This window comes from Desulfofundulus sp. TPOSR, assembly GCF_011393055.1.
Lineage (GTDB): Bacteria > Bacillota > Desulfotomaculia > Desulfotomaculales > Desulfovirgulaceae > Desulfofundulus > Desulfofundulus kuznetsovii.
The window spans coordinates 534,187-555,430 of sequence record NZ_JAAOEF010000004.1 but is presented as its reverse complement, the minus strand read 5'-3'; the positions used below and the strand labels follow the sequence as shown (position 1 = coordinate 555,430).

Below are 21,244 nucleotides of genomic sequence, written 5' to 3'. Positions count from 1 at the left end.
GGTATTGTGCCAAGGTGGGTTGTGTTTGACGCTTACGTCTATGGCCTGTAGAGTGTCTTGATAATTATATCCAAGGTGTAGTGAAAGTGGAAACTGTTCTGCCAGGACCATGGGATGAATCAAAAAGTTTACTAGTTCAGAGATTAAGCCGGGCTCTTCTCGCAGAAAGACTTCCTTGCCTTTACCCGGAGAAGAGGTGGCATTCACATATTTATCCAATTCGCGCTGCGGAAATGTTAGTGAAGAATTCATTACTGCCGCCTTTGGTTATTCGACAGCTACTTCAAGTAAGGGGGTAGGAATTTTGGCAGAGCGAGAATCCATTGGTAAGGTTTCTTCCATCGAAAGAGACCCAAGTACTTCGTCATCGTTTTCTTTTTGGGTTAAAAACGGTGTTCTGATTAACCCGTTTGACTATGTTTCTGTTAAAAACCACGAAGATTCCCGTACCATTGGGGTCGTTAAGGAAATCTCTGCTCCTACCGATGCTCAGACGCACCTTTCCAATTTTGTTGGTTCCAATTTTGGGGACCCTGGTGCGGAAGGCAATACTAGAAGAATCACGACCATTGTTGCAACTGCCCATGTGGTGGCTAATACTGGTGTAAACACTCCTTATTCTAGGACCGGCGCAAAGCCTGTGTGGTATCCGGTGCTCAACGATACGCCCGTTTCTTTCGCTACTGAAGAGGAGATAATGTTTGCTCTTGGTATGCATGACATCCCTTCCGAAGTTATTCTTCCGGCTGGTGCAATTGTTCGTTCAAGTGGAGACCCCCTGCCTCTATTCCTCGACGGGCGCTACGTTCTAGGTCCTGAAGCTGCTCACGTCAACGTTTCAGGAACATCAGGTCTTGCTGCTAAAACTTCCTACCTTATGTTTCTTCTTAAAGCGGTTATACACCGTTTCGGGAAAAACACCGCTGCGGTAATTTTTAATGTTAAACAGCGTGACCTTCTTTACATTGATGAACCGCCAGCTTCTGGTTTTTTAGAAGAATACGACAATAAGCTTTATGAATTACTAAAGGTGTCGCCGGAGCCCTTTAGTGACGTAATTTATTATCTTCCTTGGGGTCATCGTAAGGCTTCCGATGTTTATGAAGATCCATCTAAGAAGAAAGTATTTTACTATGCTTATACCCTGAAAGACGTTTATGATGAACTTAACTTGCTTTTTTCCGATATCGATGATCCCCAGTATACTTTGGAAAGCATTACAAGCTATATTGCTTCGAGTTATCCTGACAAAAAGTTAAAATTCCTTAAGGATGTCTGTGATTATGATGGAAAGCCGATTTATAAAAAAGATACAATAGTTGAAACTTGGAATCAGTTGAAATGGTTTGGAGGCTATCCTGCAGAAACAGTAGGCTCTCAGCGTGAGAACGTTATAAAACGCTTTAAGCGGCACTTGAGTCGTTGTACTAACGCTGATATCTTTGTTGAGAAGAGAGAAGCGATTGCTCTTCGTTCCGAACTCGAAGTAAAGTACCTTGGTGAGGAAGTCAAGACATTGCTTATACCCGGACGAATTCTTGTCATTGACATTGAACCCTTTGAGGGAAATTTAGGTGTCCAGGGTTTCATAATAGGTGATGTGGTACATAGGTTAAAAGAGGCATGTAGGGAAAATAGGGATGCGATCCCTGAGCACGTTATTATCCTCGTTGATGAGCTTAATCGCTATGTACCTACAGGTTCAAAACTCAGTGCTCTGGGAAGGGAAATTGTCGATCTGGCTCGGGTTGGTCGCGCCGAAGGAATAACCCTTTTCACCGCCCAACAATTTAGATCCGATATTCATCATCAGGTTTATGAAAATTGTTCGACGAGTTTGGTGGGTATAACCGGTACGACAGAACTTTCACGTCCTGCTTACGAAATTTTTGATAAGCAAACTAAAGCAGTTATCACCAACCTGTTTCCTGGGGAAATGATTCTGGCGAACCGAAGACTAAAGCAGCCTGTTAGAATTGATTTCCCCAAGCCGCCATACAGGCGCCAGGATACGAGGTAAGCCACTTTCCATTTTAAGTAAAACCCTGCGTGATAATCACGCGGGGTTTTTTTGTGTGCGCCCGGCATGGGCGTTAACTTGGTGGTGAAAGTCCACTGCAGGCGAGGCAGCACGAGTCTGCTAGCCAAAGGCAAGGGTGTCCATCGCGAGGTGGAATCCGAAGGAAGCCGGCGGCAAAACCACGGCCCGATGAACAAGAACCCCATAAGAGGCTAAGCCGTTCGGATGAGCTGGCACAACACAGCGAAATCCCAGGCTGCCAAGGGACGGCGGAGTATATGGGGCGGGCGCGGGGTGAAGGTTAACGCTCTTACCCGGGGAGGCCTGCCGGATAAGCCAGGTAGAGCTGGTAACCCGTGTCGAGAGGCACGGCTGAACCGGCAGGAGTCAGCAGAGGGCATAGTACCCTGGGGGTCATGAACTCCAGGGGAAGGCCCGAACATCAAGTCAGAGGTGAGACCGGTGCGTTCGCGAGAAGGGCGAAGACAGCAGAAAACCCCGGAAGGGGCCTGCCCGCGGGAGGAAGTGGTGAAGCCACGGGGGACCGCGGGAGGGCCGAGTCCTTCTCCGGCACAAGGCGGGGCGACACCTCGCGGGGGTCAGGATAGCGGCCTGATGGAACAGGTGGTGGCCAGGGAGAACATGCTGGCCGCCCTGAAGCGGGTAGAGAGAAACGGAGGCGCGCCCGGCGTAGATGGCATCCCGACCGAACGGCTTCGGGACCAAATTCGTGCCGAATGGCCGCGCATCCGGGAGGAACTGCTCACAGGTACCTATAGACCGATGCCCGTGCGCCGGGTCGAAATCCCGAAACCCGGGGGAGGCAAACGGCTATTAGGGATACCTACCGCAATGGACCGCCTGATCCAGCAGGCTCTCCTGCAAGTATTGACGCCCATTTTCGACCCGCAATTTTCAGAGGCCAGTTACGGGTTTCGGCCCGGAAGGAGAGCCCATGACGCGGTAAGGAAAGCGCGTCAATACGTGGAAGAGGGATACGAATGGGCCGTGGACCTGGACATAGAGAAATTCTTTGACCGGGTAAACCACGACATTCTCATGGCCCGAGTGGCCCGGAAAGTGACGGATAAGAGGATACTTATACTTATTCGCCGTTATCTCCAGGCAGGTGTCATGATGAACGGAGTGGTCATAGAGACGGCGGAAGGGACGCCGCAGGGTGGACCCTTAAGCCCGCTCCTGGCCAACATCCTGCTGGACGACCTGGACAAAGAACTGGAAAAGAGGGGCCACAAGTTTGTCCGTTATGCAGACGACTGTAACATCTACGTCAAAAGCAAGCGGGCGGGAGAAAGGGTCATGGCCAGTATTCGTAAGTTCCTGCAGGAGCGGTTGAAGCTCAAAATCAACGAACAAAAGAGCGCGGTAGACCGGCCGTGGAAACTGAAATTCCTGGGGTTTAGCATGTACAAGGCCAAGGCAGGGCGAATCCTTATCCGCCTGGCACCGCAAACCATCAAACGGGTGAAGATGAAAATCCGGGAGATAACTTCCCGGAATAAGCCCGTAAGCATGGCCGAGCGCATAGAGCGGCTAAACGCCTACTTGGGCGGATGGATGGGCTACTTTGCCCTGGCCGAAACGCCCAGCATTTTCAGGAACCTGGAAGGCTGGATGCGGAGGAGGCTGCGCATGTGCCTCTGGAAGCAGTGGAAGCGAGTGCGGACAAGGTACCGCGAGCTGCGTGCACTGGGACTGCCTGAATGGGTGGTACATGGATTCGCCAACGCTCGCAAAGGGCCATGGCGGATGGCCTACGGGCCAATGAATAGAGCCCTGGGCAACGCCTACTGGCAGTCCCAGGGCCTGATGAGCTTAACCGAACGCTATTCTTATCTTCGTCAAGCTTGGTGAACCGCCGGATGCGGACCCGCATGTCCGGTGGTGTGAGAGGACGGGGGCTAGCCGCCCCCTCCTACTCGATGGGCTTCCGGGAGGGAGGTCCAAAACAAAAATGCCATGCGCTCCTGCAAGCGTATGGCAAAAGAAAGGAGTTTCTTAAGGCTATGATAGTGGAAACCCCGGGCGTTGTCAAGCAGGAAAATGGAAATCCGAACCGTTTTTACGAACTTTACGGCAGGACAATTGCCGAGCAGGGTGTGGCTCCCATTCCCACCGCTTTGTTCCGTTACCAGAGGGAATTGGGACTTTCCTTCCAGGAGGTGGCTTTTATCTGCCACCTTTTGAGCTACCGGTGGACCGTTAAGGATCCTTATCCCTCCATCAGGGAACTCAGCAAGTTAACCGGCGTGAGTGAAAAGACCCTGCATTCCTATAAAAAAAGCCTGGTTGAAAAGGGACTGATCGTTGTCCGCAACAGGTACGATTCCAGCAACGGCCAGCTGAGCAATGAATATGACCTGGCACCTGTTTTTGAAAAACTGCAGCAGATTATTCAAAACGAGGGGGAAGAAACTCCTGATTCCGGACAGGGGTGTGTAAAAAATACAGACCCCCCTCTTACCCGGGTGGATCATGCCGGGGGGTGTGAAAAAATTTCACACCCCCCACTTTCCGAATTTCAGAGGGGGGTCTGTAAAAATTTCACCCCCCCTCTTACCATGGGTTCAGACGAATTAAATAATAATATATTTGTTGTTGTTGATGTTGATCATGGTACCATTGATGAAGACCAAAAACCGGGAGATAATGTGCCCGCAGACAACCGCGGCGAAACGCCGGGTGAACCTGTAACGAGTACCCATCCCTGCCTTAACGCCGCTGTTCTGGGGGAGTTGCAGGCGGCAGTGCTGGTGGCCACCGGTGCCCGGGTGCCTTCAGAGTTCCTGGAAGAACTCCTGCTGGAGTTTCCAAAAGAAAAGATCAGGGAGAAAATCAAACTTATCAGTGAAATGGGTAGCGGTACGGAAATCAGGAACGTCCCCGGCCTGCTGGTTGCCGCACTCAGGGAAGATTACAGGCACGAACCCGGGCGGCCGCAGGGCCGTGTCGAAAAGAATAAATCAAAAATAAAGAAAGCGGAAAGTAAAACGGAGAAAGCGGAAACTAAAATGGATCCCGAGGAACACGAGAAGCTGAAAAAACGGGAATTGCTGAAATCCCTTTATCTCTCTTGAGTTATCTGGTTTTTCGTTAGTTTATGGATTTTTCCATGTGCTACCGTAACTTATCACCCCCATGGCAACATTTTCCTTGCATCAGAACGGGCTTTGTTTTATAATCCAGTAAAACATATGTTTGGGGGTGCGCGAAATGGCAAGAGCGGAGAAAGATAAGCCGGCCACCAGGGAGGAAGTGCTTGAAAACGCTTTAAAGGGGATCAGGCAGAAATATGGTGATGGGTCCATCATGCGCCTCGGTGAAAACCCGAGAATGAACGTGGAAGCGATACCCACCGGAATACTGTCTTTGGACATTGCAACCGGCATTGGTGGCCTGCCGCGCGGACGCATTGTTGAATTGTTCGGACCGGAGTCCTCGGGTAAGACCACCGTTGCCCTGCATGCCATAGCCGAAGCGCAGAAAGCGGGAGGTACCGCGGTATTTATAGACGCGGAACATTCGCTTGACCCGCTGTACGCCAAGAAACTCGGGGTGGACATTGAGAACTTGCTCGTTTCACAGCCCGATTATGGGGAGCAGGCTCTGAACATTTGCGAGGATCTCATCGAAAGCGGCGCGATAGACGTGATAGCGATAGATTCCGTGGCGGCCCTGGTGCCAAAGGCGGAAATAGAAGGGGAAATGGGTGAACTCCAGGTCGGCCTGCAAGCCCGTCTGATGTCTCAGGCATTGCGCAAACTCGCCGCCATTGTCAACAAAACGAGGACTTTGGTTATATTCATCAATCAGTTGCGGGAAAAAGTGGGCGGGGGACACGGCAACTTCAACTCCATTCAGGAGACAACACCAGGCGGCAGGGCGCTCAAATTTTACGCCTCCATGCGCCTGGAGGTGAGGAAGAAGGAAAACATCAAAGACAAGGAAGGAATAATCGGGAGCAGAACCTTGATCAGGGTGGTCAAAAACAAACTTGCGCCGCCATTTAAGGAAACGACCGTAAGCATGATCCATGGTGAAGGGATTTCCAGGGAGTGGGATGTGCTGGAAATGGGGGAAAAGTTGCACATCATACAGAAATCCGGCACGTGGTACTCTTTCAACGGCGAGCAACTGGGCCAGGGCATGGAGAACGCGAGGAAGTTCTTAAAATCGTACCCGGAAGTAACGGCCCAGATAGTTGAAAAAATAAAAGCCGCTATTGCCGGCGGTAATGAAATGAAGCCTTTAGAAAACAAGGTTATCCCGTTGGTAAAAGACCCGGAGTAGCTCCGGGTTCCTTTTTACGGTTCAAATTCCACTTTTATCACCCTTCCGAGTATTCGTACCTCATCAATCCGGTATATCTGCGGCTGATATTTGGGATTATCCGGGTAAAGAATGACGGCTTCCTCAAGAAATTTTACCCGCTTAAGGGTGGCTTCCTCATCGTTCACAAGGACAACGGCTATCTGGCCGTTGTCCACCGTTTCCTGGCGGCGTACCAGCACTATGTCTCCGGGATAGATGCGGCTGCCGATCATACTGTCTCCTTTAACCCGGAGATAAAAATATTCCCCGTTTTTTACTTCTTCGGCCGGCACTTCCACCCAGTCGATAATGTTCTCGTCTGCATATATGGGCTCCCCGGCCCGGATAACACCGAGGATGGGTATTGATACCGTAGGGCCACGAGGCCAGCCATCTATGTCTTCGATGATTTTATCCACCGGCCGGGGGTCATTGGTTCTTCCGAGCAAGTAATCAATAGATACACCGAAAAAATCGGCCATCTGTCTTAGGGTCTGTTGACTGGGCTGCTTTCGCCCTGCTTCGTAATGAGCGATCATACTTTGGCTTAAATGAAAAAGCTTTCCTAATGCTTCTTGAGAAAGGTTTTTTTTCTCTCGAAGCTCTCTTAACCTCTTACCAAAAATGGTCACAATAATCACCTATACAAATTCTAGTATTACCATTCGTCATGGTAAAGTCATATTACCATTAGAAATATTATTGTAAAAAGGCATTGACTAAATTACCCAAGGTAATTATAATTAAGACCAAGAGAGGCATTACCTTGAGTCATAACAAAGGCAGGTGAAAAGATTTTGAAAAATGAACGATTGATAGATTTAAGAGTAAAAGCTGGTCTCACACAAGAACAAGTGGCTGAAGCGATAGGCATTTCTCAAAGTATGATTGCTCACATTGAGGCCGGAAGACGGGAACCAAGGAAACATATCAAAGTTAGACTGGCAAAATTTTTCGGAGTGTCCGTGGAATGGCTTTTTTATGAGCAGTTTGATTACCTTAAGTCATGTTCAGCGGGCACGTAAGTAATACTTCTGCGAAAACATGGAATGACCTTCCAGAGAGCAAATAAATATAGTCTCCTGTCCCCGGCCGCTGTAAAGATGGCGGCAAGGGAGAGGGGATTACCCTGACCCAGGAGCGCAGTGCAACGCAGTTAACCAGTTAACTAGACCCGGCGGAGGGAAAACGCCGGGAGGATGCACCAGCTAAAAATTATCGCTGAGGAGCCTAAACAACCTGCATCGCAGTGAATAAGAGGTGGACATGACCGGGGTGAATAAGAGGTGGACATGACCGGGCAGGAAACACGCACCTACTTCGCCAGCTTCTCCAGCCTTGCGACCCTGGCAACGAGATAACGGGTGTCTGTTTCGATGCTGTCCAGGCGTTCATCGAGGTGTTTTTGCAGTCGTTCGATCTGGTCGCCCCTCAATGCGAAACCGTCAAAGAGGGCACGCACCTTGTCGATAACTTCGTTTTCGAGGCGAAGCCCTAGCTTGTCCACCTTGTTGTCCACGTTGTCGAGGCGGGTTGCTAGATGGAGCTGGCCCTCTTCAAGAGAATCGAGACGTTTATTAATCTTTCCAAGCTGCTGAAGCACGAGGCTCTGGAATTCCTCATTGGTCATGGCTATTCTCCTTTCGCTTACGATTTGTGGCTTTTGGGGTTGTCAGTCCGGCCAAGCAAGAAATCGATGCTGACGTCAAAGAAGTCGGCGAGGCGGATGGCCGCGTCAAAGCTGATGGGTTGTTTGCAGTTTTCTATGTCACTCAGCGAACTTTTACGCATACCGATGGCTTGACCAACTTGCTCAAGGGTGAGATTGTTAGCTTTCCTTAATTGCCTGAGTCGCGCCGAAAAAACTTTGGAAATCATGGAACAACCTCTTGACAGTTCGGATATCCCGAACTACAATAAAGTTAGGGTGGTTCGGAATATCCGAACTAACTGGAGTGGTACTATGGGACTTCGTCATAATCTCATTAAAGCTAGAACAAATAAAAATCTAAAACAGGTAGATGTAGCAAGATATCTCGGTTTGGCTAAATCAACTTATTGCGAAATCGAGCATGGCCACCATAATCCCTCCTGGGAGGTGGCCCAGCGCCTGGAGAAATTCTTCGGCATTCCGGCCGGCGAGTTGTTAGCTATAAGCCGGGACGAAGCCGGACCCGGTGGAGAGTGAAACCGACCTATTTGGCCCGCCTTAATTCCTGGATTACAAACTCCTGTTGGGCTGTTTTTCTTACCAAGTAGTTGATGTCCAGGGCCATAACATCAAGGCGTTCGTCGAGGTGTTTCCTTAAGCTCCCAATTTGATCGCCTCTAAGATTGTAACCGTCAAATAGGGCGCGGATCTTGTCGATGATTTCTTCCTCGATACGAAGTTCAAGCCTGTTTAAATGGGAACCAAGTTTGTCCATCCGCGTTTCTATCCTTTCCATGCGTCCGGCAAAGTTACGCTGGCCTTCTTCCAGGTTGCCGACACGCCTGGCAAGTTCCTGCTGGCCTTCTTCCAGGCCGGCGACACGCTTGACAAGTTCCTGCTGGCCTTCTTCCAGGCTGCCGATACGCTGGTTAAGAACCTTAAGTTCGCCCAGGATTTCTTTAAGTAGCTGTTCGGGCATGGATCATTCTCCTTTCCAGGATTTATGGCTGTGCGGATTATCGGTGCGGCCAAGCAAGAAATCGATGCTGACGTCAAAGAAGTCGGCGAGAGCGACAAGAGTATCAAGTGACGGGAGATTAACGCAATTCTCAAACTGACTTATGGCCGCTTTACTTTTTAAGTTGAGCGCTTCAGCCAGCTTTTGCATAGAAACATTGTTTTGTTTACGGAGTTGCTTCAAGCGAATGGCAAATGTTTGTCGGTTGAACATTAAAAACCCTCTTGACAGTTAAGTGTTGGGCTATCTGCAGAAAAATTGGCACAGCTACTTGGCGTCAGCAAAGCAATGATAAGTCACTACGAAAACTGCCGGCATGACCCTTCTGCTGAAGTAATTATCCGTATGGAGAAATTCTTCGGCATTCCCGCCAGTGAGTTGCTGGTTATAAGCCGGGACGAACCCGGACCCGGTGGAGAATGAAACCGACTTATTTGGCCCGCCTTAATTCCTGGATTACAAACTCCTGCTGAGCTGTTTTTCTCACCAGGTAGTTGATGTCCAGAGCCATAGCATCCAGGCGTTCGTCGAGATGTTTCCTCAAGTTTCCAATTTCATCGCCTCTAAGATTGTAACCGTCGAAGAGAGCGCGGATCTTGTCGATGATTTCTTCCTCGATACGAAGTTCAAGCCTATTTAGACGTGAATCCAATTTGTTTATCCGGGTTTCCATTCTTTCCATGTGCCCGGCGAGTTCCTGCTGGCCCTGTTTCAGGTCGCCGATACGCTGCTCCATGTTGCCGACGCGTTGCTCTATATTGCCGACACGCTGATTCAGGGCCTTCAGTTCACCGAGGATTTCTTTCAGCAGTTGCCCTGACACGGATTATTCCCCTTCCGTTTGATTATCTTTCGCCATTTCCTTCATGACGGAGATGATCAACTCGCGTTGCAAAGGGGTAAGTTTTCGGGCTACGTCTATCATCTGACGGATGTCCGGCGGCAGCTCCGGGGCCTGGTCGGCAAAAAACTCGGCCAGGGTGATGCCCAGGGCGGAGCAAATGCGTTTGAGGGAATCGACATCAGCAGCCCTGGTATTATTCTCAAGCCGATTTATAACAGGCTGGGAGATGGATGTCAGATCGGCAAGTTCTCTTTGGGAAAGCTTTTTAGCTTTACGAAGTTGTTTGATACGTGCACCGACATTCATTTTGCACCTATTCCAAAAAAGAATATCTGTTTAATCCTATCTTACGGGCTTGCATGGTGCAAGCCAATATGTAGAAAAATATTATTCTAAATTAGAATCATCAGCATTGACATAAGAGGCAATATATTCTATATTAGAATCAAAAGGAAGGTGGACGTTTTGTTGAAGCATCAACTTCGTTATTTGAGAAACAAAAAAGGGCTTTCGCAAAAGGAACTGGCAGTGCTTACAGGTCTTCACCAATCCCAGGTAAGCAAAATTGAAAGCGGCAATCGTAAGGTAACCGCTGAAGAACTACAAAAACTTGCGGCCGCCCTGGGGGTAACCGTAGCCGAATTGCTGGACGAGCAACAGGCAAAGGCAGCGGGAGAGTGACTCAAAACAATATTTCTGTGAAAACATGGAATAACCTTCCAGAGAGCAAAACAAATTCTTGGCTCTCGAAAGAAGCGTTATCTCCTGTCCCGGACCGCCGGCAATGTGGCGGCGCGGGAGAGGGGATGGTGCGGCTACGATAACTACTTAGCCCTTAATTTTACGATCATATTGGCCAGGGCCTCCACCTGCTCCCGGTTCAGGTCCCGGGCGGCATCAATCAAGGGGCGAAGGTGGGGAGGGATCGGCGTGACGAAAGCACCCTCTGCAAAAAACTCGGGTAAGGTTATCCCCAGAATGGTACAAAATCGTTCAAGGGTTGAAAGGGGAATCTCGTTCTGACCCTTTTCGTAACGGGACACCTGGGCCTGGCTTACGCCAAGCAGTTCGCCGAGCTCACTGGCCGTCAGGCCGTACCTTTTTCGAAGCTCTCTAATCCTTTCTCCTACATTCATGAATTCTACCTCGGGATGATATACGGATTACGTATAATATTATCTCTGAAATATTATCGCCTAATAGTTGAATTTGCAAACACGCAATTCGTATAAAATATGTTGACTAAAATACGTATAACGAATATAATAAATCTGGAGGTTAAAATGCCATGGTCCCGGTAGGAAGCAAAATACGTATGTTGCGCCAAAAAAGCAAGCTGACCCAGGCGGAACTGGCTGCCAAACTGGGCATTTCCCAGGCCGAGGTAAGCCGTATGGAGCGCGGACGTACTGCCGTAACGGTTCAAGACCTTTATAAAATTTCCTCAGCACTTGACGTACCCGTAACCGCCCTGTTGGACGAAGCTGACTTCCATAAAGCTTGATTACTTTTAGTTCTCCCGGTAAACAGATTTTTCCTGCAGACACGAAATTGTAAAGTTATGAGGAAATGTCTCTGTTTTCATTAATTACGCATTATCTCCTGTCCCTGGCCGTCAAGCTCTTGACGGCATGGGAGAGGGGATAATCCGGAAGCCCCTCTGCAAGTCCTGCCGCATCGCCTCCTGATACAGTGGCCCGTAGGGGCGTGGGAGAGTGGTTGCGGCAGTAAAACCAGGGGTGCAGCGCAACGCAGTCCACTTGACCCGGCCGGCGGGGGGTGAAACCGCCGGGAGGACGACGACGGTCCGGGAAACAGTCGTACCCGCCAGCGAGGGTTAAACCTGGGGGAAGGCGGCCGCCCGGAAGAGCCGCACCCGCGGCGGGGATGGCGTCCCGTCCGGGTAAAGCCCTCCACAGACGTGCAGGCTGGTGCGCGAATTCTGTGGCGATGTTCCTTGACATAGCCCTTCCCCCCAGCGGCGGTCCGGCCCTGCCGGGCAGGCGCCGCGGCGCAGTCGGTTGCCGCCGGGCCACCGGACCGGAAAACGGGGACCCCTGAGGGGATAACTGGGAGTGTTCTGCGCGACGGTGCATCCCGTAACCCTGAAACCAGGGAGCCGTGCGAGGGGGCTGCTTTCACTTTTCCCGTTTGGCGCACCCCGGGCGGGAAAGTGTGAGGGTGGTCTGCTCCACGGTGCGTGAGCGCAGCTCCGGGCAAGGTACCGTACCGGCGCGAATTACCGCTGCCTCCACGTGGCGCGCCGGGGGCGCACGCATGCTCTCTTTCTGCGTGCGGCGAAAAGCGGGAGAAAGGGTGGGTCTTTTGTCTTTGAGCGAATTGAGAAGATATGCCTGGGAATACCGGCGGCAGTCAACCCCGGGAGCCAGGCGAGAAATCATAAGGATAGTGTGGAGACATGAGAAGGCGGAAGGGTTGAGACTGCTGGCCAGAATGCTGGGTGTTACATATGATTCTTTATACAATGAAGGGGACATAAGGGAATTCAAGAGGCAACGGAATATGGCACGGCGGCAACGATCAGCCAGGAAAGCCGGGAACATAAATGCTAAGGACGTTTCAAGACTGGCCGCGGCGGAGGCCGGCGGGGGTACAATCGCGAATTGTGGTGGAAAGCGGACGAAGTGGAAGAACAGCTCCGGCCGCATAAAGAGTGCAGCCGTAGGGCAGGCATGGAACGCAAAGATGGGGGGACTGGGTTAGGGAGTGCACCTACTGCCTCTGCCAGGCTGCCGGGGAGGATGCCGAGGCTCTGCTGTGCCTGGGCGATAAGGTTGGCCAGGGAAGCGGTACTGGGAGCCGGGTTTACGAACCCGTTTGTTATCTTGTTAGCTGAAGGTTGCTCGGGTATGTAGCTACCCGGCTTTTTTGTTTTTTACTGAATTCATTCGGGGGGAGGACGTCAAGGGGGTGTTGAATGTGGGAAGAATAAAGGAGAACACAACAGACTCATCGAAAATAATGGTAGAGCATAAAAAAAGCGAGTATACGGTGGTGCATGTTTTTCCGGCCAATACCGAAGATAGTGATGAACGCCTGAAAAAATTCAAGCGACAAGTTGTAGAGCTAATTCTGGCCAGTGCACCATATGTTTCAAGGGGTCACTAATTATGCGGGCTGCTGCTTTATATCGCGTATCGACTTTGAAACAGGTGAAGAATAATCAAGAAGAAACCATTCCGTTGCAACAGCACGCTGTATACGCTTTTGTTGCCCAGAAGGGCTGGGAACTGGCCGCGGAGTATTTCGAGTCGGGCGTATCCGCATACAAGAAATCCTTCAAAAACAGGGATGTTATACAGGATATCATCAAGGACGCGGCCGCCGGTAAATTCGACGTCCTGCTGGTGTTTAAAGCCGACAGGCTTAGCAGGAACAGTTTCGAATATCCCCTGGTTCTCTGGGAACTGAGCAAGCTCGGTATCACAGTGATCAGTGTGGCAGACGAAAAAGTCCTCAACATCGAAGATCAGGCCGAGAAGCTTATCAGGTTTATCGAGGGGTGGCAGGCCGAAACGGAGTCCCGGAACACGTCTATCCGGGTATCTCGGGCCATGATAGACATGGCGAGAAAAGGCAAATGGTCCGGGGGGAGGCCTCCGTACGGATTCAGGTATTCGCAAAAGAAGAATGTAAGCATAGAAATTGATCCCGAGGAGGCCCGGGTAATTCAGATTATGTTTGAAATGGCCGAAGACGGTGCGGGGGGAAATAAAATCGCCAAATGGCTCAACCAGCAAGGTTACCGGACGAAAAACGGTCGTTTATGGACAGGTTATACCGTTAGAAGGGTCATGCAAAACCCTATTGTGGCGGGATTACCTGCCTACAACCGTTCAACCAGGCGCGATAAATCTTCTTGTTCTTATGATCTTAACAATCCTGAGATCATAATACCCCGGGATGAAAACGGGAACCCCTTGCCTATTCCCGAGTTGCAGATAATACCGCTCGAAACCTGGCTTAAGGTAACGCGGAATATGAGACAAATTGCCGAACACAGCAAAATAAGTGGAAGAGCGATAGAAAGCACATCTCTGCTGACAGGCTTTTTAAAGTGCGGTTCATGCGGGCGGGGTTTCCTTTCATCTACAAGGCGCCTGCCAAACGGAAAGATCAGGAGGGCCTACGTTTGCTCTACGAAAAACCGGCGGGGGTCTCAGTTCTGCAACGGGCAAACCCAATATGAACAGCATATTATCGATAAAATTTTTATGGACGAACTTGAGCAGTTTTTGCAAAAAATAGATCTTGGTGATTTAGCGGAATACCTGAGGGGAAAGCAGGCAGCCTCTCTTTCTATCGCTCAAAAAAGAGAAAGAGAACTGAACCGCGAAATCTCAAAGGCCAAGCGCATACTGGACTCATGGGTTGAGCGCCTGAACATGTATTTTGCGGACCCCCACAGCAGTCTATACTCTGAAGAACGTATTGCCACAGAAATCTCCAAATGGGAGAAAAATATCCGGGAATTAGAGGAATCCCTCTCTGCTGTGAGAAACGAGTTGCAAACGGCAGTATGCGAGCAGGATAAGGTTAAGGCTTTTATGCGGGTCGCGCCCCGTTGGTTGGAGCTGTTTAAATCATCTCCTGTGCCCGTTAAAAAGAAAATGCTGGCACAGATTATAGATAGGGTGGTTTTATCTGGAAAACAAATCGAGATATATTATAACGTGAACCTTCTGGAAGTAGAGCGCACTGTCGGCGCGAGCGAGCAACAGCAAGGGGAGATTAAATTGAAGGTAATACGTTCAATTTAATACATGTGTTCGGTCGTGACTAGGGAACAATGGGAAAGCCCAGGTTACCTACAGCCTGCAAAATGGTTTCCACAAGGCAGCACCTCCGGATATGAGAAGTGAGAAGTGAGAGGTGAGAAGTGGGATTAAGAAGGCATTCGGCTAAAGCCGAATACCAACCTTGGAATCCCTTCTTACGTCTTCCAAAGTTTGTGGCTCGGGGAGGCCGGCCCCCGGCAGTGTTGCCGGGGGCCGGGATGTTGAAGGGGATGGTTTAGGCCGGGTCGTACAGGTCGTTGGTGGTGCGGTCGACGATCTGTACATCCTGCTTGGATACCAGGGCGCCGCCGCCGGTGAGAAAGACGTTCCTGCTGATGATCAGGTCCATTACGGCTTCGATTTCAGCGGCGGTAACGTTATCCCGGGGGTTGTCCAGGCTGATGGTGAAGTTGGAGCCGCTTTGATTTTTAAAAACCATGCGCAGGGTCTGGGTGGTGGTGACAGCCATAAAAATGCACCTCCTTATTGTTTTGGCGTAAATATTCAGTGAACCTGGTTAGATGCGGCGCTGTCCCCCGCTCACTCCGGTGCTCCGCGCCGACAGCACCGCGGCTCGCTTCGGGCCGGCTCTGGCTCTCTGCGGATTGCCCGCTACTAATCATTCTTCGTTGTTACCTCTTGAAACAGTATGTCTTAAAAGGTCTTCTTCCGGGTAGTTCATCATGCGTCCTCGAGAGCCGAGCCGGCAGCCTCGCTTCACCGGGTGCTGTTACCGGCGCTTCGCAAGTCGTTCGCTCCGGACAGCGCCGCATCCTCCTCATAACGGTTTTACTGAATATTTACGTTTGGGCCGGCTTTTAGTCGTGCCAGGGGAACCTGCTTTCTAATCGACAGGGGGGATCAACAGGCGGGGCCTGTATCCAAACCGGCCCCGCCTCCCTATGCGTTAACCATTACACCTGCACCAGGCGGGCGCTGTCAATCCGGTTCACGCCGGCCAGGGGGTATTCCTGCAGGCCGGCCAGGGCCTGGGCTACATCAAAGAGATCCTGGTCGGCGGCATCGGGGCGCACGTTGTTCAGGTTTTTGTTGCGGTAGACCGGGTTGCCCTCCCCGTCAACGCCGGTTTGCAGCACCAGCCGCAGGACCGTGGTGCTGGGAACCCTGCTCACTGCCATAACGTGAAACACCTCCTTGAGCTTTGACCGAACACGTGTTCGTCTTGTGGTTTTATTATACCCCGGGCAGGGGGTACCGTCAAGGCCAGAATTTGTCAGTTCATGTCTAATTTTGGAGCAGTTCTATTTCAGGCGCTTGCTGTATGCCAGAATATGGTTGGCCCGTGCTGTTGCCGATTTTCAAGATTGATGTTGATTTAATTTGACACTATTCGGGCTATTTGCTAGAATAGTCGTGGCAGTTTTTGCCCGCAGGACATGGAGGTGGGTTGTCATGGCCAGGAGGCTGTTTACTTCAGAATCAGTTACCGAAGGCCACCCGGATAAGGTGGCCGATCAGATTTCCGATGCCATTCTGGATGAGATTATTGCCCGGGACCCGGACGCCCGGGTGGCCTGCGAAACGCTGGTCACCACCGGTTTGATTCTCGTGGCCGGCGAGATTACCACCAAATGTTATGTAGACATCCCCCGCATTGCCCGGGAAACGGTGCGGGAGATTGGCTATACCCGGGCCAAATACGGCTTTGACTGCGACACCTGTGCGGTGGTCACTTCCATTGACGAGCAATCGCCGGATATTGCCATGGGCGTGGATAGGGCCCTGGAGGCCCGCTCCGGGGAGATGACCGATTCGGAAATTGAAGCCATTGGTGCGGGGGACCAGGGCATGATGTTTGGCTTTGCCACCAATGAAACAAAAGAGTTTATGCCTCTTCCCATTGCCCTGGCCCACCGGCTGGCCCGCCGGCTGGCCACGGTCAGGAAGACCCGGGAACTGCCCTATCTGCGCCCGGACGGCAAGGTGCAGGTGACGGTGGAATATGAAGACGACCGGCCGGTGCGCATTGATACGGTGGTCATTTCGGCCCAGCATCACCCCCGTGTGCCCCTGGACCAGATCCGGGAAGACCTGATCGAAAAAGTTGTCCGGCCGATCATACCGCCGGAACTGCTCAACTCCACCACCCGTTACTTCATTAACCCCACCGGCCGTTTTGTCATTGGCGGTCCCCAGGGGGATACTGGTCTGACCGGGCGCAAAATTATTGTGGATACCTACGGCGGTATGGCCCGGCACGGCGGCGGCTGTTTTTCCGGTAAAGATCCCACCAAGGTGGACCGTTCCGCCAGCTATGCCGCCCGCTATGTGGCCAAGAACATCGTAGCCGCCGGGCTGGCCGATAAGTGCGAGGTGCAGCTGGCCTACGCCATCGGTGTGGCCCGTCCGGTGTCCATAATGGTGGATACCTTCGGTACCGGCAGGGTCGGTGATGAACTTCTGGTCAAACTGATCCGGGAACATTTTGACCTGCGCCCGGCCGGAATCATCAAAGCTCTGGATTTGCGCCGGCCCATCTACCGCCGTACTGCTGCCTACGGCCACTTCGGCCGCACCGACATCGACCTCCCCTGGGAGCGCACCGACAAGGCCGAGATTTTGCGCAAGGAAGCGGGAGCGTAGGAGACCAGGCACATAGAATTGAGTTAAGCAATTTAAAACGCCGGGTAATCCTTTCACCCCCGTTCGCGGTCCTGCATATGGTGGAGCAGGGGCGAATACGGGGGTGATTGACTTGCTGGTGCAGTTTCTCCTGGCGCTCTGGCTGGTGTGGCTCGTTCTGGTAGTGGTGAAGGTGTGCCGCCTGGTTCTGGTTTACCGCCGTTATGCCGGGCAGAGCCGGGGAAAACTGGTGTTGCTCCTGAGCAACCAGGATCAGGCCTGCGAAGGTTTTTTGCGCCGTCTGGCCCTTGGGTGTGAACTTTTGTTGCCCCGGGTGGAAATGGCCGTGGTGGTGGATGAGCACAGTTGCGACGATACCTTTGACATTGCCCGCATCCTTGGCCGCAGACTGGGCTTCAGCGCCCTGCGGGCGAGGGAAACCAGCGGTGAGGAAAAGACAGCCCTTTCGGCCATGCTGGTGCGCCTGCCGGGAGAGCCCCGGAACGGCCTGGTTGGTGGGAAAAGACCCACCTGGTATTACGATGCCCGGGGTTTGCAGGACCGGAGTCTTTTACGCATACCCGTTCTGCGGCAGATGGGCCTGGCGGCCTGAAGAACGATAAGGAGGTAATCGATCCTTTTTGTCGAAATAAACCCTTGAGGTGAGGAATTTTGAAGGGCATGCGTCGCATTACCCACGTTGCCTACACCTGGCTGGTCATCGGCCTGGGTGCGTGGGGCCTGGCGCGCCTTTTTTCTTTTCTGGACCTGGATTACGGCAGGCATTTTCTGGCTTTCATCGTCCTGGGGGTGGCCGCCGAGTGGCTGGCGGTCAACTTTCCCCACGGCCAGCTGTCGGGGGGTTTTGCTCTGGTTCTGGCTACCTTTATCCTTTTCGATGCGCCGGCAGCTGCCTGGACCGGGGCCCTGGCCACCCTGATCAGCCAGGGGTTTTTGCCCCGGGGCAATCCCCTGCGGACCGTTTTTTTCAATGCCGCCCAGCATGTGCTGGCGGTGATGGCCGGAAACTACGTTTTTCTCCGGGTTGCCGGTGCGGCCGGCAACCGGCTTACGGTGGAACTGGCCGCCGGCCTCCTTGCCTTTTCGGGGACCTACTTTCTGGTGAATCACCTGCTGGTCTCTTTGTACGTTGCCCCCAAGAGATCCCTTTACCCCCTGCTTTCCTGGTGGGATGCCCTGCGCTGGGACGGGTTTACCTGCCTGTTCAGCATCCCCATAGGGTTGCTCATGGCCCTTTTATACCGCGAAGCAGGGTTGTCCGGTGTTGTTCTCCTTTTCCTGCCCGTTCTGGTGGTACAGTTTGTCTTGCGGTTGTACGTGCATATGGAGCTGACCAACAGGGAATTGCTGGCCCTCTACCATGTGGCCCGGGGATTGAGCCAGAGGCTTGATGTGCAGGAAATCCTGGATCTGGTGCTCAAGGAGACCCGCCGGGTGGTATCTTATCATAGCGGGGTAATTTACCTGTGGTCTGAGGAAAAGCGATATTTTAAGGCCCGGGCGGCTGCCGGTCCTTTCAGGGAAAAATTATGTAAGAGCGTGGTTTTTTCGGGGGAAGGTTTTATCGGCTGGGTCATAGAAAACGGTGAGCCGGAAATTATTCACGATGTGCGGGAAGATCCCCGGGTTCGGCAGGAACCGGGATTGTTCCAGGTGCTGCGTTCTTTAATGGTTATTCCCCTTTTGGCCGATACAAGGACGGTGGGTGCTCTGGTCATCGGGGATAAACGCCCCTTTGCCTTTAATGAAAACCACCTGCACACCATCTCCGTCATTTGCGGCCAGGTGGCGGTGGCCATTGCCAACACCATTTTAATGAAGCGCCTGGCGGAAAGCGCCAATACCGACGGCCTGACGGGCATTTACAATCACCGTTATTTCACTTACCGGGCCGATGTCGAGTACCGGCGCACCCGGGATGCCGGTCTGCCCCTGGCGCTGATCATGCTGGATGTGGATAATTTCAAGCTGATCAACGACCGCTTCGGGCACGTGGCCGGGGATGCAGTGCTGGTGGAGCTGGCCAGGCTCCTGCGGGATGCCGTGGGTGAGGCGGGGGTGGTTTGCCGGTACGGTGGGGAAGAATTTGCCATCCTCCTGCCCGGCTGTGATGCCGCCCGGGCCGGTGCCCTGGCCGGGGAGCTGAGGCGGCTGGTGCGGGAACATCATTTTGCGGTAGAGGGCATGCCCCGGCAGGTACGGATCAGCCTGGGGGTAGCGGCCTGCCCCCAGGATGCGGTGGATGTAACCACGCTGGTGCAACGGGCCGACCAGGCACTTTACGGGGCCAAAAAAGCAGGCAAAGATCGCGTGGTGTTGTACGAGCAGTTAGCCGAACTGCCGCGGTAGTGAGAAGTGGGAGGTGAGAAGTGGGAAGTGGGAAGTGGGAGCTGATCGGGATGCGCCGTCTCTTAAACCCCTTGCGGGTACTGTGGAGCGATTTTCTGGATTTGCTATTTCCCCCGTCCCGGGGGTGTCCCCTCTGTGGTGCCGCGGCGGAAGATGGAGAGCTTTGCTCCAGGTGCCGGGAGATGTTCCTGGACAACAGAATGCCGGTTGGCTGTACTATTTGCGGCTGCTTTCAGATGCCGTCAGGAAAAAGAACCGGCACCCCTGGTGAGGAACCCGGAGAGTCTGGCGGTGGGGGTCTTGTTACAACTTCCCGGTCCACCGGCCGGGGCGGTGCTCCTTTCCCGCACCCGCCCTGCCCCCGGTGTGGGGTCGAGCGCCCTCCCTTTAACGCAGCCCGGGCCATCGGTCCCTACGAAGGCGTGTTGAAGGAAGCTGTCCTGCGCCTGAAGTTTCGCCGGGAGCGGGGACTGGCACGCCCCCTGGGACATCTGCTGGCCGCGGTGGCCCGGGAATTGGTTCCCCCTGGAACGCTTCCCCTTGTGGTACCGGTGCCCCTTTCCCGGAAACGCTTACAGGCCCGGGGGTTTAATCAGGCCGAATTGCTGGCCCGGGAGCTGTCCCTGACGCTGGGCTGGTCCCTTGTGCCGGCCCTGCGCAAGGTGCGGGAAACTCCTCCCCAGACCGGGCTGTCCCGCGCAAACCGTTTAAGCAATCTGTCAGGCTGCTTTGCTGTTGCGGCGGATGTTCTGCTGCCGGGGCGGGTGGTGCTCCTGGTGGATGATGTTATCACCACCGGCTCGACCGTCCGGGAATGTACCAGTACCCTTCTTGCGGCGGGTGCGGCGGGGGTCTACGTGGTCACCGTGGCTGCCCCTTTTTGTTTGCGGAATTCGACAGCGGGTCCGCCGGGGGATGCATAAATGTAACCCAATGTGACAAAATTTACGCTTACCAACAGTTTATCCAAATCCGAAAGGGTTATCCGGCTGGTTATTAACAGGCTTATCCACATTATCCACAGCTTTTTCATCCACAGGAGACTTTTCCACAGGCGTTTTTCGACATGGCGATCCCGGTTGGACGGTGCCGGGTGCCGTCCGTGCGCAGTATTTGTATATCGTGCTGTCCCACCTTGTAATATGTCCCTTAATGGTTTAAAATATATGGTGGAATAATGATACAATGCTGTATCAACCGGGCCGATGAAGTCCCAGGACAGTGTATTTTTACGTCTTGGGGCTTTCTTTTTTCCGTGATGCAGTGTCAATCGAGGGGGATTGTGCTGGTGAAAAAGATTGAAGCCATCATTCGACCGGCCAAACTGGAAGCGGTCAAGGAAGCCCTGGGGCGTTTTGGTATTCACGGTATGACGGTCAGCCAGGTGCTGGGTTGCGGGCTGCAGCGGGGGCGGGTGAGCATTTACCGGGGCCATGAGTATAGCATTAACCTGTTGCCCAAAGTAAAAATAGAGATTGCCGTTCCCGACCGGTGGGTGGATGAAGTGGTCCGGATTATTTCCGGTGCCGCCCGGACGGGCGAAATAGGCGACGGCAAGATTTTTATCTACCCGCTGGAAAATGCCCTGCGCATCAGGACCGGCGAGGAAGGAGAAGAAGCATTGTGA

The 21,244-nt window shown here is 52.7% G+C and carries 27 protein-coding genes and 1 pseudogene; 17 read left to right on the top strand and 11 right to left on the bottom strand.

The annotated features are described in order from the left end of the window. Nucleotides 1-304: 304 nt before the first annotated feature. From G7K71_RS18425 to recA, 4 genes are all read left to right on the top strand, one after another. Nucleotides 305-2,020: an ATP-binding protein gene (locus G7K71_RS18425; protein WP_166349556.1), complete on the top strand. Its 1,716-nt coding sequence runs from the start codon at nucleotides 305-307 to the stop codon at nucleotides 2,018-2,020. A 615-nt stretch (nucleotides 2,021-2,635) separates the two neighbouring features. Further along, complete coding sequence (ltrA, locus tag G7K71_RS18420; RefSeq protein ID WP_166349644.1) at nucleotides 2,636-3,895, top strand: group II intron reverse transcriptase/maturase; 1,260 nt, start codon at nucleotides 2,636-2,638, stop codon at nucleotides 3,893-3,895. Nucleotides 3,896-4,047: 152 nt separating this feature from the next. After that, nucleotides 4,048-5,118 carry a helix-turn-helix domain-containing protein gene (locus G7K71_RS18415; RefSeq protein ID WP_166349553.1) on the top strand — a complete coding sequence of 357 codons (1,071 nt, stop codon included), beginning with the start codon at nucleotides 4,048-4,050 and terminating at the stop codon, nucleotides 5,116-5,118. A 136-nt stretch (nucleotides 5,119-5,254) separates the two neighbouring features. Further along, nucleotides 5,255-6,331 (top strand): recombinase RecA, encoded by a 1,077-nt coding sequence (gene recA / locus G7K71_RS18410; RefSeq protein WP_166349550.1) that lies wholly within the window; start codon nucleotides 5,255-5,257, stop codon nucleotides 6,329-6,331. Nucleotides 6,332-6,345: 14 nt separating this feature from the next. Here recA and G7K71_RS18405 read toward each other — a convergent pair whose 3' ends face one another. Further along, nucleotides 6,346-6,984: a LexA family transcriptional regulator gene (locus G7K71_RS18405; protein WP_165859269.1), complete on the bottom strand. Its 639-nt coding sequence runs from the start codon at nucleotides 6,982-6,984 to the stop codon at nucleotides 6,346-6,348. A gap of 165 nt (nucleotides 6,985-7,149) precedes the next feature. Between G7K71_RS18405 and G7K71_RS18400 the strand changes: the two genes are divergently transcribed. Further along, nucleotides 7,150-7,377 (top strand): helix-turn-helix transcriptional regulator, encoded by a 228-nt coding sequence (locus tag G7K71_RS18400; protein ID WP_166349547.1) that lies wholly within the window; start codon nucleotides 7,150-7,152, stop codon nucleotides 7,375-7,377. Between the two features lie 290 nt (nucleotides 7,378-7,667). On the opposite strand, the gene G7K71_RS18395 is transcribed toward G7K71_RS18400, so the two are convergent. Then, nucleotides 7,668-7,982: a hypothetical protein gene (locus G7K71_RS18395; RefSeq protein ID WP_121450786.1), complete on the bottom strand. Its 315-nt coding sequence runs from the start codon at nucleotides 7,980-7,982 to the stop codon at nucleotides 7,668-7,670. A gap of 17 nt (nucleotides 7,983-7,999) precedes the next feature. After that, nucleotides 8,000-8,230, bottom strand: a complete 231-nt coding sequence (locus G7K71_RS18390) for a helix-turn-helix domain-containing protein (RefSeq protein WP_121450787.1) — start codon at nucleotides 8,228-8,230, stop codon at nucleotides 8,000-8,002. An 85-nt stretch (nucleotides 8,231-8,315) separates the two neighbouring features. Between G7K71_RS18390 and G7K71_RS18385 the strand changes: the two genes are divergently transcribed. Further along, a complete protein-coding gene (locus tag G7K71_RS18385; protein WP_166349544.1) occupies nucleotides 8,316-8,540 on the top strand; it encodes a helix-turn-helix transcriptional regulator in 225 nt (74 codons plus the stop codon). 7 nt (nucleotides 8,541-8,547) lie between these two features. Here G7K71_RS18385 and G7K71_RS18380 read toward each other — a convergent pair whose 3' ends face one another. Continuing rightward, on the bottom strand, nucleotides 8,548-8,982 hold the full coding sequence (locus G7K71_RS18380; protein WP_166349541.1) for a hypothetical protein: 435 nt from the start codon (nucleotides 8,980-8,982) through the stop codon (nucleotides 8,548-8,550). Nucleotides 8,983-8,985: 3 nt separating this feature from the next. Continuing rightward, a complete protein-coding gene (locus tag G7K71_RS18375) occupies nucleotides 8,986-9,234 on the bottom strand; it encodes a helix-turn-helix domain-containing protein (protein WP_166349538.1) in 249 nt (82 codons plus the stop codon). 36 nt (nucleotides 9,235-9,270) lie between these two features. Here G7K71_RS18375 and G7K71_RS18370 point away from each other — a divergent pair. Then, nucleotides 9,271-9,444: pseudogene (locus G7K71_RS18370) on the top strand (helix-turn-helix domain-containing protein); the annotation flags it as partial. Between the two features lie 7 nt (nucleotides 9,445-9,451). On the opposite strand, the gene G7K71_RS18365 reads toward G7K71_RS18370, so the two are convergent. Both G7K71_RS18365 and G7K71_RS18360 read right to left on the bottom strand, forming a co-directional pair. Then, a complete protein-coding gene (locus G7K71_RS18365) occupies nucleotides 9,452-9,844 on the bottom strand; it encodes a hypothetical protein (RefSeq protein ID WP_166349532.1) in 393 nt (130 codons plus the stop codon). 3 nt (nucleotides 9,845-9,847) lie between these two features. Further along, nucleotides 9,848-10,171: a helix-turn-helix domain-containing protein gene (locus tag G7K71_RS18360; RefSeq protein ID WP_166349529.1), complete on the bottom strand. Its 324-nt coding sequence runs from the start codon at nucleotides 10,169-10,171 to the stop codon at nucleotides 9,848-9,850. A 162-nt stretch (nucleotides 10,172-10,333) separates the two neighbouring features. Between G7K71_RS18360 and G7K71_RS18355 the strand changes: the two genes are divergently transcribed. Next, a complete protein-coding gene (locus G7K71_RS18355; RefSeq protein ID WP_243175099.1) occupies nucleotides 10,334-10,546 on the top strand; it encodes a helix-turn-helix domain-containing protein in 213 nt (70 codons plus the stop codon). A gap of 143 nt (nucleotides 10,547-10,689) precedes the next feature. Here G7K71_RS18355 and G7K71_RS18350 read toward each other — a convergent pair whose 3' ends face one another. Continuing rightward, nucleotides 10,690-11,001 carry a helix-turn-helix domain-containing protein gene (locus tag G7K71_RS18350; RefSeq protein ID WP_121450792.1) on the bottom strand — a complete coding sequence of 104 codons (312 nt, stop codon included), beginning with the start codon at nucleotides 10,999-11,001 and terminating at the stop codon, nucleotides 10,690-10,692. 152 nt (nucleotides 11,002-11,153) lie between these two features. On the opposite strand from G7K71_RS18350, the gene G7K71_RS18345 reads away from it, so the two are divergent. After that, nucleotides 11,154-11,369 (top strand): helix-turn-helix domain-containing protein, encoded by a 216-nt coding sequence (locus tag G7K71_RS18345; RefSeq protein WP_121450793.1) that lies wholly within the window; start codon nucleotides 11,154-11,156, stop codon nucleotides 11,367-11,369. A 91-nt stretch (nucleotides 11,370-11,460) separates the two neighbouring features. On the opposite strand, the gene G7K71_RS18340 is transcribed toward G7K71_RS18345, so the two are convergent. Further along, the gene (locus G7K71_RS18340) at nucleotides 11,461-11,829 is read right to left on the bottom strand and encodes a hypothetical protein (RefSeq protein WP_166349520.1); all 369 of its coding nucleotides are present in this window, start codon (nucleotides 11,827-11,829) and stop codon (nucleotides 11,461-11,463) included. A 232-nt stretch (nucleotides 11,830-12,061) separates the two neighbouring features. Here G7K71_RS18340 and G7K71_RS18335 point away from each other — a divergent pair, with 232 nt between their 5' ends. The 3 genes from G7K71_RS18335 to G7K71_RS18325 all read left to right on the top strand — a co-directional run bounded on the left by G7K71_RS18335 (nucleotide 12,062) and on the right by G7K71_RS18325 (nucleotide 14,646). Continuing rightward, on the top strand, nucleotides 12,062-12,589 hold the full coding sequence (locus G7K71_RS18335; RefSeq protein ID WP_166349517.1) for a hypothetical protein: 528 nt from the start codon (nucleotides 12,062-12,064) through the stop codon (nucleotides 12,587-12,589). 216 nt (nucleotides 12,590-12,805) lie between these two features. Then, nucleotides 12,806-12,994 carry a hypothetical protein gene (locus G7K71_RS18330; RefSeq protein ID WP_166349514.1) on the top strand — a complete coding sequence of 63 codons (189 nt, stop codon included), beginning with the start codon at nucleotides 12,806-12,808 and terminating at the stop codon, nucleotides 12,992-12,994. A 2-nt stretch (nucleotides 12,995-12,996) separates the two neighbouring features. Continuing rightward, nucleotides 12,997-14,646, top strand: coding sequence for a recombinase family protein (locus G7K71_RS18325; RefSeq protein WP_166349511.1), 1,650 nt, complete (start codon nucleotides 12,997-12,999; stop codon nucleotides 14,644-14,646). A 253-nt stretch (nucleotides 14,647-14,899) separates the two neighbouring features. Here the strand turns inward: G7K71_RS18325 and G7K71_RS18320 are convergent, their stop codons facing one another. Together G7K71_RS18320 and G7K71_RS18315 are read right to left on the bottom strand one after the other, a co-directional pair. After that, nucleotides 14,900-15,133 (bottom strand): DUF2922 domain-containing protein, encoded by a 234-nt coding sequence (locus G7K71_RS18320; protein ID WP_013824350.1) that lies wholly within the window; start codon nucleotides 15,131-15,133, stop codon nucleotides 14,900-14,902. Nucleotides 15,134-15,578: 445 nt separating this feature from the next. Continuing rightward, nucleotides 15,579-15,803, bottom strand: coding sequence for a DUF1659 domain-containing protein (locus tag G7K71_RS18315; RefSeq protein WP_013824349.1), 225 nt, complete (start codon nucleotides 15,801-15,803; stop codon nucleotides 15,579-15,581). Between the two features lie 274 nt (nucleotides 15,804-16,077). Between G7K71_RS18315 and metK the strand changes: the two genes are divergently transcribed. The 5 genes from metK (at nucleotide 16,078) to G7K71_RS18290 (ending at nucleotide 21,244) form a co-directional block, all read left to right on the top strand. Then, a complete protein-coding gene (gene metK / locus G7K71_RS18310; protein ID WP_166349508.1) occupies nucleotides 16,078-17,268 on the top strand; it encodes a methionine adenosyltransferase in 1,191 nt (396 codons plus the stop codon). Between the two features lie 103 nt (nucleotides 17,269-17,371). Next, nucleotides 17,372-17,860, top strand: coding sequence for a hypothetical protein (locus G7K71_RS18305; RefSeq protein WP_166349505.1), 489 nt, complete (start codon nucleotides 17,372-17,374; stop codon nucleotides 17,858-17,860). Between the two features lie 68 nt (nucleotides 17,861-17,928). Then, entirely contained in the window at nucleotides 17,929-19,617 is a 1,689-nt protein-coding gene (locus G7K71_RS18300) for a diguanylate cyclase (protein WP_243175169.1), read from the top strand. A 20-nt stretch (nucleotides 19,618-19,637) separates the two neighbouring features. Next, nucleotides 19,638-20,540, top strand: coding sequence for a ComF family protein (locus G7K71_RS18295; RefSeq protein ID WP_166349499.1), 903 nt, complete (start codon nucleotides 19,638-19,640; stop codon nucleotides 20,538-20,540). A gap of 365 nt (nucleotides 20,541-20,905) precedes the next feature. Beyond that, nucleotides 20,906-21,244, top strand: a complete 339-nt coding sequence (locus G7K71_RS18290) for a P-II family nitrogen regulator (RefSeq protein ID WP_166349496.1) — start codon at nucleotides 20,906-20,908, stop codon at nucleotides 21,242-21,244.

Excerpts from the sequence above, each read along its gene's own strand:
- ltrA (WP_166349644.1), top strand. The coding sequence starts at position 2,636 with ATGGAACAGGTGGTGGCCAGGGAGAACATGCTGGCCGCCCTGAAGCGG.
- G7K71_RS18415 (WP_166349553.1), top strand. The coding sequence starts at position 4,048 with ATGATAGTGGAAACCCCGGGCGTTGTCAAGCAGGAAAATGGAAATCCG.
- recA (WP_166349550.1), top strand. The coding sequence starts at position 5,255 with ATGGCAAGAGCGGAGAAAGATAAGCCGGCCACCAGGGAGGAAGTGCTT.
- G7K71_RS18395 (WP_121450786.1), bottom strand. The coding sequence starts at position 7,982 with ATGACCAATGAGGAATTCCAGAGCCTCGTGCTTCAGCAGCTTGGAAAG.
- G7K71_RS18390 (WP_121450787.1), bottom strand. The coding sequence starts at position 8,230 with ATGATTTCCAAAGTTTTTTCGGCGCGACTCAGGCAATTAAGGAAAGCT.
- G7K71_RS18385 (WP_166349544.1), top strand. The coding sequence starts at position 8,316 with ATGGGACTTCGTCATAATCTCATTAAAGCTAGAACAAATAAAAATCTA.
- G7K71_RS18380 (WP_166349541.1), bottom strand. The coding sequence starts at position 8,982 with ATGCCCGAACAGCTACTTAAAGAAATCCTGGGCGAACTTAAGGTTCTT.
- G7K71_RS18375 (WP_166349538.1), bottom strand. The coding sequence starts at position 9,234 with ATGTTCAACCGACAAACATTTGCCATTCGCTTGAAGCAACTCCGTAAA.
- G7K71_RS18360 (WP_166349529.1), bottom strand. The coding sequence starts at position 10,171 with ATGAATGTCGGTGCACGTATCAAACAACTTCGTAAAGCTAAAAAGCTT.
- G7K71_RS18350 (WP_121450792.1), bottom strand. The coding sequence starts at position 11,001 with ATGAATGTAGGAGAAAGGATTAGAGAGCTTCGAAAAAGGTACGGCCTG.
- G7K71_RS18345 (WP_121450793.1), top strand. The coding sequence starts at position 11,154 with ATGGTCCCGGTAGGAAGCAAAATACGTATGTTGCGCCAAAAAAGCAAG.
- G7K71_RS18340 (WP_166349520.1), bottom strand. The coding sequence starts at position 11,829 with ATGTCAAGGAACATCGCCACAGAATTCGCGCACCAGCCTGCACGTCTG.
- G7K71_RS18325 (WP_166349511.1), top strand. The coding sequence starts at position 12,997 with ATGCGGGCTGCTGCTTTATATCGCGTATCGACTTTGAAACAGGTGAAG.
- G7K71_RS18320 (WP_013824350.1), bottom strand. The coding sequence starts at position 15,133 with ATGGCTGTCACCACCACCCAGACCCTGCGCATGGTTTTTAAAAATCAA.
- G7K71_RS18315 (WP_013824349.1), bottom strand. The coding sequence starts at position 15,803 with ATGGCAGTGAGCAGGGTTCCCAGCACCACGGTCCTGCGGCTGGTGCTG.
- metK (WP_166349508.1), top strand. The coding sequence starts at position 16,078 with ATGGCCAGGAGGCTGTTTACTTCAGAATCAGTTACCGAAGGCCACCCG.
- G7K71_RS18300 (WP_243175169.1), top strand. The coding sequence starts at position 17,929 with ATGCGTCGCATTACCCACGTTGCCTACACCTGGCTGGTCATCGGCCTG.